This window comes from Streptomyces sp. NPDC098101 (assembly GCF_044760185.1).
Taxonomy (GTDB): Bacteria; Actinomycetota; Actinomycetes; order Streptomycetales; family Streptomycetaceae; genus Streptomyces.
This window is the reverse complement of record NZ_JBIWAS010000004.1, coordinates 813,015-828,106: the sequence shown is the minus strand read 5'-3', so window position 1 is coordinate 828,106 and position 15,092 is coordinate 813,015. Positions and strand designations below refer to the sequence as shown.

Annotated in this window: 11 protein-coding genes; 3 read left to right on the top strand and 8 right to left on the bottom strand. The window is 70.9% G+C overall.

All coding sequences use genetic code 11. The features are described 5' to 3' along the window. Positions 1-8: 8 nt before the first annotated feature. Positions 9-2,522, bottom strand: a complete 2,514-nt coding sequence (locus tag ACIQVI_RS22000; protein ID WP_351973377.1) for a DUF3516 domain-containing protein — start codon at positions 2,520-2,522, stop codon at positions 9-11. 131 nt (positions 2,523-2,653) lie between these two features. Between ACIQVI_RS22000 and ACIQVI_RS21995 the strand changes: the two genes are divergently transcribed. Beyond that, complete coding sequence (locus tag ACIQVI_RS21995; RefSeq protein WP_403598339.1) at positions 2,654-3,445, top strand: metal-dependent hydrolase; 792 nt, start codon at positions 2,654-2,656, stop codon at positions 3,443-3,445. Between the two features lie 79 nt (positions 3,446-3,524). On the opposite strand, the gene ACIQVI_RS21990 is transcribed toward ACIQVI_RS21995, so the two are convergent. Continuing rightward, positions 3,525-5,306, bottom strand: coding sequence for an ABC transporter ATP-binding protein (locus tag ACIQVI_RS21990; RefSeq protein WP_403598336.1), 1,782 nt, complete (start codon positions 5,304-5,306; stop codon positions 3,525-3,527). Next, the gene (locus tag ACIQVI_RS21985; RefSeq protein ID WP_403598334.1) at positions 5,303-7,111 is read right to left on the bottom strand and encodes an ABC transporter transmembrane domain-containing protein; all 1,809 of its coding nucleotides are present in this window, start codon (positions 7,109-7,111) and stop codon (positions 5,303-5,305) included. Before ACIQVI_RS21985 ends, ACIQVI_RS21990 begins: the two co-directional genes overlap by 4 nt. A gap of 680 nt (positions 7,112-7,791) precedes the next feature. Here ACIQVI_RS21985 and ACIQVI_RS21980 point away from each other — a divergent pair. Beyond that, complete coding sequence (locus ACIQVI_RS21980; RefSeq protein WP_403598331.1) at positions 7,792-8,055, top strand: hypothetical protein; 264 nt, start codon at positions 7,792-7,794, stop codon at positions 8,053-8,055. Between the two features lie 309 nt (positions 8,056-8,364). Here the strand turns inward: ACIQVI_RS21980 and ACIQVI_RS21975 are convergent, their stop codons facing one another. After that, positions 8,365-9,075 (bottom strand): hypothetical protein, encoded by a 711-nt coding sequence (locus tag ACIQVI_RS21975; RefSeq protein WP_403598328.1) that lies wholly within the window; start codon positions 9,073-9,075, stop codon positions 8,365-8,367. 484 nt (positions 9,076-9,559) lie between these two features. Here ACIQVI_RS21975 and gltX point away from each other — a divergent pair, with 484 nt between their 5' ends. Beyond that, positions 9,560-10,936: a glutamate--tRNA ligase gene (gene gltX / locus ACIQVI_RS21970; RefSeq protein WP_403598766.1), complete on the top strand. Its 1,377-nt coding sequence runs from the start codon at positions 9,560-9,562 to the stop codon at positions 10,934-10,936. A 6-nt stretch (positions 10,937-10,942) separates the two neighbouring features. Here the strand turns inward: gltX and ACIQVI_RS21965 are convergent, their stop codons facing one another. Genes ACIQVI_RS21965 through ACIQVI_RS21950 form a run of 4 tightly spaced genes read right to left on the bottom strand, consistent with a single transcriptional unit; the run spans position 10,943 to position 15,081 of the window. After that, positions 10,943-11,929 (bottom strand): glycosyltransferase, encoded by a 987-nt coding sequence (locus tag ACIQVI_RS21965; RefSeq protein WP_403598324.1) that lies wholly within the window; start codon positions 11,927-11,929, stop codon positions 10,943-10,945. Continuing rightward, positions 11,926-12,540 carry an HD domain-containing protein gene (locus ACIQVI_RS21960; protein WP_403598321.1) on the bottom strand — a complete coding sequence of 205 codons (615 nt, stop codon included), beginning with the start codon at positions 12,538-12,540 and terminating at the stop codon, positions 11,926-11,928. Before ACIQVI_RS21960 ends, ACIQVI_RS21965 begins: the two co-directional genes overlap by 4 nt. A gap of 5 nt (positions 12,541-12,545) precedes the next feature. Next, positions 12,546-14,261, bottom strand: a complete 1,716-nt coding sequence (locus ACIQVI_RS21955; protein ID WP_403598318.1) for a carbamoyltransferase C-terminal domain-containing protein — start codon at positions 14,259-14,261, stop codon at positions 12,546-12,548. 22 nt (positions 14,262-14,283) lie between these two features. Next, the gene (locus tag ACIQVI_RS21950; protein WP_403598315.1) at positions 14,284-15,081 is read right to left on the bottom strand and encodes a radical SAM protein; all 798 of its coding nucleotides are present in this window, start codon (positions 15,079-15,081) and stop codon (positions 14,284-14,286) included. Between the last annotated feature and the right edge of the window lie 11 nt (positions 15,082-15,092).

Below are 15,092 nucleotides of genomic sequence, written 5' to 3'. Positions count from 1 at the left end.
AACTCCTCCTACAGCTGTCCGACGGACGTGACGCGGACGACCGCGCGCCCCTCCTCGTCGGAGGCCGCGAGATCCACCTCCGCGCCGATGCCCCAGTCATGGTCGCCGTTGGGGTCGGCGAAGGTCTGGCGGACGCGCCACAGGCCGTGGGCGGCGTCCTCCTCGATGTTCAGCAGCTTCGGGCCGCGCGCGTCCGGGCCCGTGCCGAGGTCGTCGTACTCGTCCCAGTACGCGTCCATCGCCTCGCCCCACGCGTCCGCGTCCCAGCCGGACTCGGCGTCGAGCTCGCCGAGCGCGTCGACGTTGTCCAAGGCGGCCAGCTCCACCCGGCGGAACAGGGCGTTGCGCACCAGGACCCGGAAGGCGCGGGCGTTCGCCGTGACCGGCTTGACCTGGTCGGCCTTCTCCTGGGCCTCCTCGGCCGTCTGGACCTCCGGGTTCGCCAGCTGCTCCCACTCGTCGAGGAGCGAGGAGTCCACCTGGCGCACCATCTCGCCCAGCCAGGCGATCAGGTCCTCCAGGTCCTCGGTCTTCAGGTCGTCCGGGATGGTGTGGTCCAGCGCCTTGTACGCGCTCGCGAGGTAGCGCAGGACGATGCCCTCGGTCCGCGCCAGCTCGTACCAGGAGGTGAACTCGGTGAAGGTCAGGGCCCGTTCGTACATGTCGCGGATGACCGACTTCGGCGACACGGGGTGGTCGCCCACCCACGGGTGCGAGGTCCGGTAGACGCCGTACGCGTGCCAGAGCAGCTCCTCCAGCGGCTTCGGGTACGAGATCTCCTGGAGCCGCTCCATCCGCTCCTCGTACTCGACGCCGTCCGCCTTCATCCTCCCCACGGCCTCGCCGCGCGCCTTGTTCTGCATGGCGGCGAGGATCTGGCGCGGGTCGTCGAGCGTCGACTCCACGACGGACACCATGTCCAGGGCGTACGAGGGGGATTCGGGGTCGAGCAGGTCGAACGCGGCGAGCGCGAACGTCGACAGCGGCTGGTTGAGCGCGAAGTCCTGCTGGAGGTCGACCGTCAGCCGGATCGTGCGGCCCTCGGCGTCCGGCTCGGCCAGCTGCTCCACCACGCCGCCGTCGAGCAGCGAGCGGTAGATCGCGATGGCCCGGCGGATGTGCCGCAGCTGCGCCTTGCGCGGCTCGTGGTTGTCCTCCAGGAGCTTGCGCATGGCCTCGAAGGCGTTGCCCGGCCGGGCGATCACCGAGAGCAGCATGATGTTGGTGACCTTGAAGCGGGAGGTCAGCGGCTCGGGCTCGGCCGCGATCAGCTTCTCGAACGTCGTGTCGCTCCAGGCGACGAAGCCCTCCGGGGCCTTCTTGCGGACGACCTTGCGGCGCTTCTTCGGGTCGTCGCCGGCCTTCGCGAGCGCCTTCTCGTTCTCGATGACGTGCTCGGGGGCCTGCGCGACGACCAGACCGGCCGTGTCGAAGCCCGCCCGGCCCGCCCGGCCCGCGATCTGGTGGAACTCCCGGGCGCGCAGCGTGCGCACCCGGTTGCCGTCGTACTTGGTGAGGGCCGTGAAGAGCACCGTGCGGATCGGGACGTTGACGCCCACGCCGAGCGTGTCCGTCCCGCAGATCACCTTCAGCAGACCGGCCTGCGCCAGCTTCTCCACGAGCCGCCGGTACTTCGGCAGCATCCCCGCGTGGTGCACGCCGATGCCGTGCCGCACGTACCGCGAGAGGTTCTGGCCGAACTTGGTGGTGAAGCGGAAGTTGCCGATCAGCTCGGCGATCCTGTCCTTCTCCTCGCGCGTGCACATGTTGATGCTCATCAGCGACTGCGCGCGTTCGACGGCCTGCGCCTGCGTGAAGTGCACGATGTAGACGGGCGCCTGCCGGGTCTCCAGGAGCTCCGTCAGGGTGTCCGTGATGGGCGTGAGCCGGTACTCGTACGACAGCGGCACCGGCCGGGTCGCGGAGCGGACCACCGAGGTCGGCCGGCCCGTGCGCCGGGTCAGGTCCTTCTCGAACATCGACACGTCGCCGAGCGTCGCCGACATCAGGACGAACTGCGCCTGGGGGAGTTCGAGGAGCGGGATCTGCCAGGCCCAGCCGCGGTCCTGCTCGGCGTAGAAGTGGAACTCGTCCATGACGACCTGGCCGATGTCGGCGTACTTGCCGTCCCGCAGCGCGATCGAGGCGAGGACCTCCGCCGTACAGCAGATCACCGGCGCGTCCGCGTTCACGGAGGCGTCGCCGGTCAACATGCCGACGTTCTCGGTGCCGAAGAGCTTGCACAGGTCGAAGAACTTCTCCGACACCAGCGCCTTGATCGGCGCGGTGTAGAAGGTCACCTGGTCGTTCGCGAGCGCCGTGAAGTGCGCCCCCGCCGCGACCAGCGACTTTCCCGATCCGGTGGGGGTGGACAGAATCACGTTCGCCCCGGAGACGACCTCGATCAGCGCCTCTTCCTGGGCCGGGTAGAGCGTGATGCCCCGCTCCTCGGCCCAGGAGGAGAAGGCTTCGAAGAGGGCGTCGGGGTCGGCGGTCGGCGGGAGCTGGTCGATAAGGGTCACGCCCCCATCTTGCCTGGATTCCGCCCCGAGGAGGGAACCGGCCGCCGACGGTGTTGATCACGAGCGGTAGGCTCGTCCGTCGACCGGACGTCAACCGAGCGCCGGCAGGGGAGAAACGGGGCGGGCCAACCATGATGGGACCGGCGCATTCGCTGTCCGGAGCGGCGGCCTGGCTGGGGGTCGGGGCCCTCGCGGCGGCCTACGACCGCCCGATGCCCTGGCCGGTGCTCGTCGTCGGCGCGCTCATCTGCGCGGGCGCCGCCCTCGCCCCCGACCTCGACCACAAGTCCGCGACCATATCGCGCTCCTTCGGTCCCCTCTCCAAGATCCTCTGCGGGATCATCGACAAGCTGTCGTACGCCGTCTACAAGGCCACCCGCTCCAAGGCCGACCCCCGGCGGACCGGGGGACACCGGACCCTCACCCACACCTGGCTCTGGGCGGCCCTGATGGGCGTCGGGGCCTCCGCGGCGGCGGTCAGCGGCGGCCGGTGGGCGGTCCTCGCCCTCCTCTTCGTCCACGTCGTCCTGGCCGTGGAGGGCCTCCTGTGGAAGGCCGCCCGGGCCTCCAGCGACGTCCTGGTCTGGCTGCTCGGCGCGGCCGGCGCCTGGATCATGGCGGACATCCTCGAAGACCCCGGCAACGGCGCGAACTGGTTCTTCACCGGACCCGGCCAGGAGTACCTGTGGCTCGGGCTGCCGATCGTCCTCGGCGCCCTCGTCCACGACATCGGCGACTCCCTGACGGTCTCGGGCTGCCCGGTCCTCTGGCCCATACCCGTCGGCCGCAAGTTCTGGTACCCGGTCGGCCCGCCCAAGTTCATGCGGTTCCGGGCCGGCAGCTGGGTCGAGCTGAAGGTCCTCACCCCCGCCTTCATGGTCCTGGGCGGGATCGGCGCGGTCTTCGCGCTCGGCCTGGTGTAGCTCCGGCGTACGCGAGGGGGCCCGCACCGGATCTCCGGATCTCTGGTGCGGGCCCCCTCGCGTACGTCCCGGGGACCGGTCACCCGTGCCAGGACCGCCACAGCGCCGCGTACGCCCCGTCCGCCGCGACCAGCTCCTCGTGGCTGCCCAGCTCGCTGATCCGGCCGGCCTCGACCACCGCGATCAGATCGGCGTCGTGCGCGGTGTGCAGCCGGTGCGCGATCGCCACGACCGTGCGCCCGTCCAGGACCCGGCCCAGGGACCGCTCCAGATGACGGGCCGCCCGCGGGTCCAGCAGCGAGGTCGCCTCGTCCAGGACCAGGGTGTGCGGATCCGCCAGGACGAGCCGGGCCAGGGCGATCTGCTGGGCCTGCGCCGGGGTGAGCGACCGGCCGCCCGAGCCCACCTCGGTGTCCAGGCCCCCGTCGAGGCCCCGGGCCCAGCCCTCCGCGTCCACGGCCGCGAGCGCCGCCCACAGCTCGGCGTCGTCGGCCCCGGCCCTCGCGAGCAGCAGGTTGTCCCGGAGGGAGCCCACGAAGACGTGGTGCTCCTGGTTGACCAGGGCCACGTGCTCGCGGACCCGCTCGGCGGGCATCCGCGCCAGCTCGGCCGCGCCGAGGGTGACCGACCCGGCCCGGGGCGCGTACACCCCCGCGAGCAGCCGCCCGAGGGTGGACTTGCCCGCGCCGGACGGGCCGACCAGGGCGAGCCGGGTGCCCGGCGCCACCCGCAGGGACACCTCGTGCAGCACGTCGACGCCCTCCCGGTAGCCGAACCGCACCCCGTCCGCCCGCACCGTCCGGCCCTCGGGCCGCACCTTCCCGTCGCCCGCCTCCGGCTCGATCTCCCGGACGCCCACGAGCCGGGCCAGGGACACCTGCGCGACCTGGAGCTCGTCGTACCAGCGCAGCACGATCCCGACCGGTTCCACGAGCATCTGCGCGAGCAGCGCGCCCGTGGTCAGCTGCCCCACGTCCATCCAGCCCCGCAGCACGAACGTCCCGCCGAGCAGCAGCACCACGCACAGCACCACCACGTGCGTGAAGTCGACGACGGGGAAGAGCACCGAACGCAGGAAGAGCGTGTACCTCTCCCACGCGACCCACTGTCCGACCCGCCGGTCCGACAGGGCGACGCGGCGCGCGCCGAGGCGGTGCGCCTCGACCGTGCGGCCCGCGTCGACGGTCTCCGCCAGCGCGGCCGCCACCGCCGCGTACCCCGCGGCCTCCGAGCGGTACGCCGAGGGCGCCCGCCGGAAGTACCACCGGCAGCCCACGACGAGGAGCGGCGCCGCGAGGAGCGGGGCGAGCACCAGCGGCGGGGCGGTCACCACGAGGCCGCCGAGCAGCAGCCCCGCCCACACCACGCCGATCGCCAGCTGGGGCACGGCCTCGCGCATGGCGTTGGCCAGCCGGTCGACGTCCGTGGTGATCCGGGAGAGCAGGTCGCCGGTCCCGGCCCGTTCGAGCACGCCCGGCGGCAGGCCCACCGAACGCACCAGGAAGTCCTCGCGCAGGTCCGCGAGCATCTCCTCGCCGAGCACCGCCCCGCGCAGCCGCACGAGCCGCACGAACACGGCCTGGACGAGCAGCGCGACCGCGAACAGCGCGACCGTGCGCTCCAGGTGCAGCTCGCGCGCCCCGGCCGCCAGGTCGTCCACCACCGAGCCGAGCAGGTACGGTCCGGCCATCGAGGCGATCACGGCGACCGCGTTCACCCCGACGAGCAGGGCGAACGCCCGGCGGTGGCGGCCGAACAGCTCGCGGACGTAGCCGCGGACGGTCGCGGCCGTGGCGACGGGCAGCGTCGTCGCCGTCGTCGGGGCCGCCGGGTCGTACGAGGGCGGCGCCAGGCCGATCATGCCGATTCCCCTTCCAGTGCTTCGAGCGCGTCCCCGGGAGCGGGGACGGCGGCGAGCTCCTCGTCGGTCTCGCGGGTGACGACCGCGCGGTAGCGGGGCTCCCGGGCGAGCAGCTCGCGGTGGGTGCCGACCGCGACCGCCGTGCCGTCGTGGACCAGGACCACCCGGTCGGCGCGGTCCAGGAGCAGCGGCGAGGAGGCCAGGACCACGGTGGTCGCGCCCGCCCGCAGCCCGGCGATCCCGGCGGCCACCCGCGTCTCGGTGTGCGCGTCGACCGCCGAGGTCGGCTCGTCGAGGACCAGCACCTCCGGGTCGGCCACCAGGGACCGGGCGAGCGCGAGGCGCTGGCGCTGGCCGCCGGAGAGCGACCGGCCCCGCTCGGTGATCCGGGTCCGCATCGGGTCGCCCCCGGTGTCCACGGACGCCTGGGCCAGCGCGTCGAGCACGTCCTCGCAGCGGGCGGCGGCCAGCGCGTCCCCGGCCCGCACCGCGCCCGACGCGGGCACGTCGAGCAGCTCGCGCAGGGTGCCGGAGAGCAGCACCGGGTCCTTGTCCTGCACGAGGACGGCGGTACGGGCGGCCTCCAGCGGCAGTTCGTCGAGCGGGACCCCGCCGAGCAGCACCGAGGCGTGCTCCGGACCGGGGTCGGCCGGATGGCCGCCGAGCCGGTCCGCGAGCCGCCCGGCCGCGTCAGGGTCGCCGCAGACGACGGCGGTGAACAGACCGGCCGGGGCGCGCACCCCGGTCAGCGGGTCGTACAGGTCGCCGGACGCCCGGCGCTCCCCGCCCCCGTCCCCGGTGGCGGTGGTCGTACGGGCGAGCGCGAGGACCCGCGCGGCCCGCTTCGCGGACGGCCGGGAGAAGGCGAAGGCCATCGCGATCTCCTCCACGGTGCGCAGCGGATGGTGGGCCAGGGCCACGGCGCCGTAGACGGTGACCAGTTCGCCGACCGTGATCCGCCCGTCGAGCGCCAGCCGGGCGCCGTACACCACGACCGCGATGAGCAGCAGGCCGGGCAGCACGACCTGGACGGCGGAGATCAGCGCCCACATGCGGGCGCTGCGCACGGCCGCCCCGCGCACCTCCTGGGAGGCGGCGCGGTAGCGGTTCAGGAACAGCTCCTCGCCGCCGATGCCGCGCAGCACGCGCAGCCCGGCGACGGTGTCGGAGGCCAACTCGGTGGCCCGGCCCGCCTTCTCGCGCTGCTCGTCGGCCCGACGGGTCGCGCGGGGGAGCAGCGGCAGCACGGCGAGCGCGAGGACGGGCACGCCCACGGCCACCATCGCGCCCAGGGCGGGCTGGTAGACGAGGAGGCCCGCGCAGATGGCGACCAGGACGAGGACGCTCGCCGCGAACCGCGACAGGGCCTCGACGAACCAGCCGATCTTCTCGACGTCCCCGGTGGAGACGGCGACGACCTCGCCGGCCGCGACCCGCCGGGTCAGCACGGAGCCCAGCTCGGCGGTCTTGCGGGAGAGCAGCTGCTGCACCCGCGCGGCGGCGGTGATCCAGTTGGTGACGGCGGTCCGGTGCAGCATCGTGTCGCCCGCCGCGATCGCGATCCCGAAGCCGACGAGCAGCACCCCGGCGACCCCGAGCCGCCCGCCGTCCCGGTCCACGACCGCCTGCACGGCCAGCCCGATGCCGAACGGCAGCCCGGCGATGCCCGCGTAGTGCAGCAGCCCCCAGGCCAGGGACCTGAGCTGCCCGCCGAGTTGCCGGCGTCCGAGCCAGACGAGGAACCACGTGCCCGAACGGACGTCGGGGGTCCCCGGGTCGGCGTAGGGAAGATCTCGAATCTGCATGGCGTCCCAGGATCTCCGGGTCCTTCTGGGGGAACGCGCGCCGGAGGTGTGCGACGGCGTCGGAAACCGTGCAAGGTTCGCTTTTTCGCCGGGAACCGGCAATCGATTTTCCACCTGAGGGGAATGGATCCGGCCACGACCGCCCCCGGCCGGCACCGCCACTGGGGCCGTGACCGGGTGGGACGCCGCACCTGGACACGACCGTGCCCGCCCCCCCCGGCGAGTATGGGGCAGGTCTGTGGCCAAGCCTTTAGAAGGCACTTGGCGGATGGGGGAGTGGGGTGGCTCTGACCTGCGCGAACCCACCCAGCCGGTCACCGTCCCGAGAAACTTCGGGCGTTCTCGGGACGGCAGAGAGTGGGCAGGCCCATTACAAGAGTGGACGTCGAGGTCGGTCCTCCCGCCCGTGATTAGCTCAGGGGCGCAGCTCAACCGAGAGCGCGTCAACGGCTGCTTGGATGAGGTCACCCCGCAGACGATTCCTTCTCCCCCTGAGTGCCTCAGTCTCGCTGGGATCTGTGTGCAGCGACGCTACGACGACGGCACCGTAGGCATGAGCCGCCTCAACCACTGGCGCTGGCCCGGTGAGTTCAAGCATCGTCCTAGCCTGGAGGAATTGGGAGCGAACCGTCTCGAGTGCACCCCCCCGGCGTGGAGCCCTCCGCTATCAGGGTCATCTCATGCAGAGCATGAAGGTACTGGAGGTACGTCTGACGTCGGTTGTCAAGGAGTCGAGCGCGGCGTTGTTCGTTCAGGCTGGCATTGACAGTGGCCATCAGGGCGTTTGCTTGCGCATGGCCGGCGTACTCGGCGGCACGTGCCTGACGATGTGCGGCAACCCATGCGAAGAAGCCTGTCGTGATGCTGCCCGCGATGGCCGCTCCAGCAGCTATCAGCGCGATTCCCCAGTCACTCATGGTCATGATCCTGCCGCTTGGGGATGATGAGCGGTGCAGTTGATCTGGCCGTTCTTCCGGTGCTGGAGTATGTGCCAGTGCCTGTGCGAGTGAACGGGCTCACGTCCTGAGCTCTGACGTGCGGCGGAGGCTGCCAGGATGCCAGCTACGTGTGGCACCCCTCGCTGGACGGCGCGGTCATGGTGACCAACGGAATCACCGTCGATGGCGAGCTGATCCTGAACCGCCGGGCGCGCCCCAGCGCGTCCTTCACGGACGCGCTGGGGGATAGCGTGGATGGCCTCGGACTCCGTCCGGACGGGGTCGGGTGGAGCCGAACGAGTGCTATTCGGGCGGCTACGTTAGATCCTGTGGGGCTTCCATCCTCCAGGCTCGGATTTGTCCGGTCAGGGCCAGGGCTCGCTCCTTCAGCGGCGCCGGCAGATTGTCAAAGGCTTCCTCGTCATCGGGGTAATTCGCGTAGAGGGCAGCGAGCAAAACTTCGAGTGCGTCTTCCTGCTCGGCGCACGACCAGCCGCTCCCCGTTGCGATGGACACGCCGACGCTGTGCCACACGCTGGATTGTTGCCCTTCGGCCGGCTTGCCGGTGAGTCCGCAGAGGTGGGATAGAGCGCTGGGTGTGATAAACGCCGCGACTGCCTTCTCGTCGTTCACTTGCAGATGGGACCGGATGCGCGCGGCGCTTACGTGGTGCTCCTGCAGGTAGGCCGCGATCGTGCCGATGAGGAGGTGGAGGTGCTCAAGAGCGTCGGTGAGGTGGCAGAGAGTCATCCGCTGCCAGTCGTAGAAGGGCAGGCTCGTGTAGCGGGCGCGATGGATCGCATCGTTGAGGTAGCGGCAGACACTGTCGGCGTGGAAGCGGACGAGTCCTGCGAGCTCGGCGGGCACGGGGCCGTCGGCGGTCGGGCCCGAAGGCGGGGCGCTCGTCACCTTCTCGCGATGGTCGATCCGCTCGTTACGAAGGCTCACGAGCGCCGCCTGGTACGACTGACCTGTCGCCTTTTGGCGTGACCGAGTGGCGTTCTTCTCGGCTTGATGGCGTGACATGTGCATTCCCATCCGGCGCCGGTTTCCCGTGACCCGCCGCCTATCGGGCAAAACATGTCGACTCGGCCGGAGTGATGCCGCGAGGCGTCTTCGGGTCGTGGACGCTCCATGTGGTCACGGGCCACCAGAGCTGGACCTTGGCCGTCACTAGGCGACCACTCCCATGAACGAGCTGGCCGGTGGCAAGTTACGGTGATCGGAATTTTCTTGCCAGCCGTTGGCCGATCGGCACCCATACGGGATGCTGTCTATCTGGGACTGCGGCAGCAGGAAAGCGGCGAGGAGTGGCTGTGCGGAATCGCCACAACGATGACGTGAAGCCGGTGCCGTAGGCAGCAGCTGCACGAGTACAAGCAGAGGACTGCCGGAAAACGATGTGCGGCGGGGGCAGGCGGAGTGGTCCGGGTGGGTGTCTGGCGTCGGTACCCTGGAGCGCATGTCTACTGTCCCGGTTCGCGTTCGTTTCGCCCCGTCCCCGACCGGCATGTTCCATGTCGGTGGTGCTCGGTCCGCTCTCTACAATTGGGCCGTGGCGCGACAGTCCGGCGGTACGTTCGTCCTGCGGATTGAGGACACCGACGCGGCCCGGAACAAGCCGGAGTGGATCGACGGGATCATCAACGCGCTCGCGGCGATCGGCATCCACGGCGAGGACGCGGCCTTCGAAGGACCGTACTTCCAGTCGCACAACGCCGACCGGCATCGCGAGGCGGCCCAGCAGCTCTTCACGGCCGGCCGGGCGTACTACTGCGACTGCACCCGGGAGCAGCTGAAGGAACGCACCGGGTCGGACCACCTCGGGTACGACGGGTTCTGCCGGGAGCGGGGGCTGGCCTTCGAGGAGGGCCGGGCACTGCGGTTCCGGACGCCGGACGAGGGCGAGACCGTCGTGGTCGACCTGATCCGCGGGGAGCCGGCGTTCCCGAACAGCGCCATCGAGGACTTCGTGATCGCCCGTGGTGACGGGTCCCCGGTCTTCCTGATCGCCAACGTCGTCGACGACCTGGACGAGGGCATCACGCAGGTCATCCGTGGCGAGGAGCACCTGTCGAACACGCCGAAGCAGCAGCTGCTGTGGGAGGCGCTCGGCGCGAAGCCGCCGGTGTGGGCGCACCTGCCGGTGATCGTGAACGAGAAGCGGCAGAAGCTGTCCAAGCGCCGCGACAAGGTCGCGCTGGAGGACTACCTCGCCGAGGGCTTCCTGCCCGAGGCGATGGTGAACTACCTCATGCTCCTCGGCTGGGGTCCTGGTGACGACCGCGAGATCATGCCGTACGAGGAGCTGGAGCAGCTCTTCCGGATCGAGGACGTCAACACCGCGCCAGCGTTCTTCGACGTGAAGAAGCTGACGGCGTTCAACGGCGACTACATTCGCGCACTCTCGCCGGAGCAGTTCGCCAACGCCTGCGCGCCGTGGCTCGTCGCCCCGTACGCGCCGTGGGCGCCGGATGCGTTCGACAAGGATCTCTTTGAGGTGGCGGCCCCGCTGGCCCAGACCCGCTTGGCGCTGCTGTCGGAGATCACCAGCTACGTGGACTTCCTGTTCCTCGACGAGCCGGTAGAGGACGAGGCGTCGTGGAACAAGGCGATGAAGGTCGGCGCCGGCGACATCCTGTCCGACGCCCGTGCCGAGCTGGCCACCGTCGCGGACTGGAAGGCGGATGACCTGAAGGCCGTCCTGCTTGCCGTCGGCGAGAAGCATGGCCTCAAGCTGGGCAAGGCCCAGGCGCCCATCCGGGTCGCGGTCACCGGCCGCACGATCGGACTCCCGCTGTTCGAGTCCATGGAGCTGCTCGGCCGGGACTGTGTGCTGGCCCGTCTGGACGCGGTGGCCAAGAAGCTGGCCGTCACGCAGGCGTAGCGCCGGTCAGGCGACCTTCGAGAGAAGGTCGCCCCAGGCGTTGCCGAAGTAGTTCAGATCGAACCGGGCCAGGGCCTCGTACGCGGCCTTGGCCTCGGTCTGGCGCGCCGCCGCGCGTTCCCGGACCTGCGCCGGCAGGCGGCGGAGGTCCGGGGCCGGCTGGCCGGTCAGCGTGGCGAGGTCGCCCAGGCCGGCCACCGGGCGGATCAGGCAGGGCAGGCCGAGCAGCAGGGCCTCGGCCGCGCAGCGGCTCCAGCCCTCCCGCATCTGGGGGAGGAAGACGCCGACGTCGCACGCGCACAGCAACCGCAGGTACCGCTCGCGTTCCACGTCGTAGTGGGCGCCGTCGAAGCCGATGGTGTTGCTGCCGCTGGTGATCACCCGCAGCCCGGGGGAGCCAGCCAGGTCCGCCGAGACCTCCTCGGTGCCCTTCCAGTGCACGGCCTTGCCCGCGTACACCCCGATCACGTCCGGCGACAGACCGAACTCTGCGCGGCACTCGGTCCGGTCGAAGCCGCGGGCCCGCTCGACCTCCGCCATGTCGAAGGCGTTGTAGATCACCCGTACGTTGCGGACGCCTCGGGCCTGGAGGAAGCCGGCCCAGTACGGGGCGACGCAGACCACGGCGGCGCACTGGGGCAGTACTCGGAATAGGCGCTCCCAGAGCATGGCCTCGACAGGGGCGGAGTCGTGCTGCAGCGGCTCGTAGTGGTGCAGGAGAAATACCGTGCGGGCCCGCATCTCTGGCGTGAAGAGCAACAGGCTCAGGTCGTCCCACATGAAGGTGCCGGTGGTGCTGTCGAGCGCCCGGATGGCCGGGGCCAGGCGGGCGAGGTGACGGAGCTTGCGCCAGCGGCGGGCACGGTAGGTGCGCTTGTGGTCCGGGACCGTGCGCCACTCCACGTCGTCGGCCGTCGCCTCGTGGAGCATCCGCAGGTAGACCCGGCCGCCGGTCCGGCCGATCGGCTCCATCGAGTAGACGACCCGCTTCACAGACGTACCTCCTGTTGGTGTCGGACGTACTCGGCGTGGAGCAGTGAGCGCATGACCGCCAGGTGGGGGCTGAGGCCGCGGGCGGCGTCGGCGAGCGGGAGGTAGAAGTCCTCCAGGCTCTGGAGGAACCGCCGACGCCGGTCGACGTTGGGCGAGGCGGCGAGATCGCGCAGGTTGTGGAGGCGGTCGGCGAGCCGGACGAGGAGATCTTCGGGCGGGAGCGCGGCTTGCTTGAAGCGCCAGCGGGTCTCGTCACCGGCGGCCTTGGGGCGCCGTTCGAGGCGGTGGTCGGCCGTCATCGCACGCAGACGGCCGGTGAACGGGACGCCGAGATGCTGGACGAGCAGCGCCTCCGATTCGGGGGCCACCTCAAGGGCGTCGTGGAGGAGGGCGAGGAGGAGAGTTTCGACCTGGCTGACCCTAATCTCGGTCGCGAGCAGCGTGATGATGGCGAGCGGGTGTTCCAAGTAGGGCGTGCCCTGGTCGCGGGTGTGGCCGTCGTAAATGGTGACGGCGAGGGCGCCGGCGACGCGGGCGCGGGACTGCTCTTCCGTGCTCCAGGCGGCGGCGCCGAGGACGGTCAGGACGTGGTCCAGGCCGATGAGGTTCATCCGCTTCACCTCGTACGGAGGGCTGTGGCTCGGGGGTCGGGCACGTGGTCGGCGAGGAGCAGGATGTCGCCGATCGCCAGGGCGTCGAGGCCGAGGTCTGCCGCCGCTGCCACGGCCTGTTCGGCGGTCCGCAGGATCGGGGTGCCCTTACGGTTGAAGGAGGTGTTCAGCAGCAGCGGCAGTCCGGTGCGCTCGTGGAACTGCTCCAGGAGTTCGTACAGGCCCTGGTGGTCGGGGGCGACGGACTGGACTCGGGCGGTGCCGTCGTGGTGGGTGACCGCGGGGATGCGGTCCGCTCGGCATCGGCGGACGCGGGCGACACGGTTCATGAAGGGGTCGCCCGACGACATGAACCACTCCGTGGCGTGCTCGGCGAGGACCGCCGGAGCGAAGGGGCGGTACATAGCTCGCTTCTTGATCGCGTTGAGCCGGTCGCGCGTGGCGGTGTGGCCGGGGTGAGCGAGGATCGAGCGATGGCCGAGGGCTCGCGGGCCGAATTCGAGCTGTCCCTGTACCCAGCCGACGATGCGGTGCTCCGCGAGGAGCGCGGCTACCGTGGGCGCCAGACCCGGCCCGAGGTCGGTCAGCGCGCGGTATCCGGGTGGCACCGCCGTCGTTGGCACGGTGCCCGGGTGCGGGCCCCAGGCCGCGTCGATCGGCACCGGAAGGCGCTCCTGCCCGAGCTGGTAGTGCCAGCCGTAGAGCGCGGCGCCGACGGCGGTGCCCGCGTCATGCGGGGCTGGGGCCACGAACAGGGTGTCGAAGCCGCTGTCGGCGGCCAGCTGGCCGTTGAGGTGGGAGTTCAGGGCGCATCCGCCGGAGAACACCAACGTCGATGCCCTGGTCAGCCGTTGCAGGTGACGGGCGATGTGGACGACGGACTCGGCGAAGACCTCCTGGACGGCGGCGGCTAGATCGGCCCGCTCATGGGCCGGCTGCTCGGCGACGTTGTCGGCGGTCCAGGCCCGGCCCGCGAGCAGCAGCGGTGTACTGCTGTCCGCCGAGCCCCAGGGAGGGTCGATGCGGACCTCGCCGTCGTCGCCGAGCCGGACCAGCTCGCTGATCTGCGCTCCGTAGCGCTGAGGGTCGCCGAACGCCGCGAGCGCCATCATGCTGCCCTCGGGCTCGTTGCCGGGCGGGATCACGCGCTGCGCGAGGTTCCGGTAGAAGTGCCCGAGGGAGGAGTGAACGCGCCGGGGGCCGGCCTGGCCGGGCATGACGATCGGCATGCCCTGGTGGAGGCGGTCGATGCGATCGGGCCGCAGGTCGTACCCGGTGATTCGCTCGCGGCCAGGGCCGAAGTCGGAGCCGAGGGAGGAGCCGCCCGCGTCGATGACGAGGCCCGCCGCGTGCTCGTGACCGGAGAGCAGGTAGCCGGAGAGCACGTGGGCCGTGTGGTGGGAGAGGAGGCGGAGGTGTTTGCCGAGCGGGGCGGGCAGGAGGGCGGCGAGTTCGTCGCGCTCCTCGGCCAGCCACCAGCCGGCGGCGGGGTTGGGGCGCATGGAGGCGGCCCAGACGGCGTCGATGTCCTGCGGCTCGAGGCCGGCGGCCTCCAGGCACCACTGGAGCGCGCGGGTCGGGGCGGTGAGCGTGCCCTTGCGGGTGGGGTGGTTGTGCTTGACGCCGCTCCAGCGTTCCTCCTCGGCCGCGTAGAGGCGGCCGTCGACGAGTAAGGCGGCGCTGGTGTCGTGGTGGAAGTTCAGTCCGAGGACTGCGGGCATGGTCGTGTACCTCCGGTCTGGGTCAGACGGCGAGGGCCGAGGTGGGGAGGAGGGCGGCGCCGGAGTCGGTGTACTCGTGGCAGCGCAGGCAGAACCGGAAGTGGTGGCCTCGGGGCGCGAACACCTTGGCCGCGAAGTCCTCGTCCCAGATGCTGAATTCGCTGTCGTCCTTCGCCATGGCGTTGAAGCAGCGGTAGCAGGACCCGTCCATCTCGATCATCAGGTGCTGGTCGAGGTAGCGGTCGCAGATGCCGCGCAGCTCGTTCGCCGGCTGGCCGATATCGACGTGGTGCACGTGGTTGGTGACGTGGATGGCGCCGTGCCTGTCGCACAGCCTCGCGAGCTGCGTGAGGCGGGAGGAACTGATGCCTTCCAGGACGCTGTTGATGACCACGGTCTTGCCCGCCTCGCGGAGGCGGGGCACCACGACGTGCACCTCGTCGTAGTTCTCGTGCTCGTCGTCGCAGCCGATGAGGATCTGGTCGTACGAGCGGAGGGTGGCCTCCATAATCCGCTTGTTGCGGGCCAGGGTGATGGCGTTCGTGCCCAGGACCATGACCTTGTCCGGCAGCCGGGTGCGGGCCGCCTCGCTGAGGGCGGGGAAGTCCCGGTGCACAGTGGGCTCGCCGCCGTTGATGTGCAGCTGCTGGAACGGGATGATCTCCAGCCGGGCCAGGATGGTGGAGAACAGCTCCAGGGACATGTTCTCGCCCTGGGCGCCGTCGGCGAAAATGCAGAAGTCGCAGGACCGGTTGCACTTCGTCGTGATCTTGACCTTGGCCGTCTTCAGGATGCGGGGCAGGGGTGCACGCGCGGGCATGGCGGGGACTC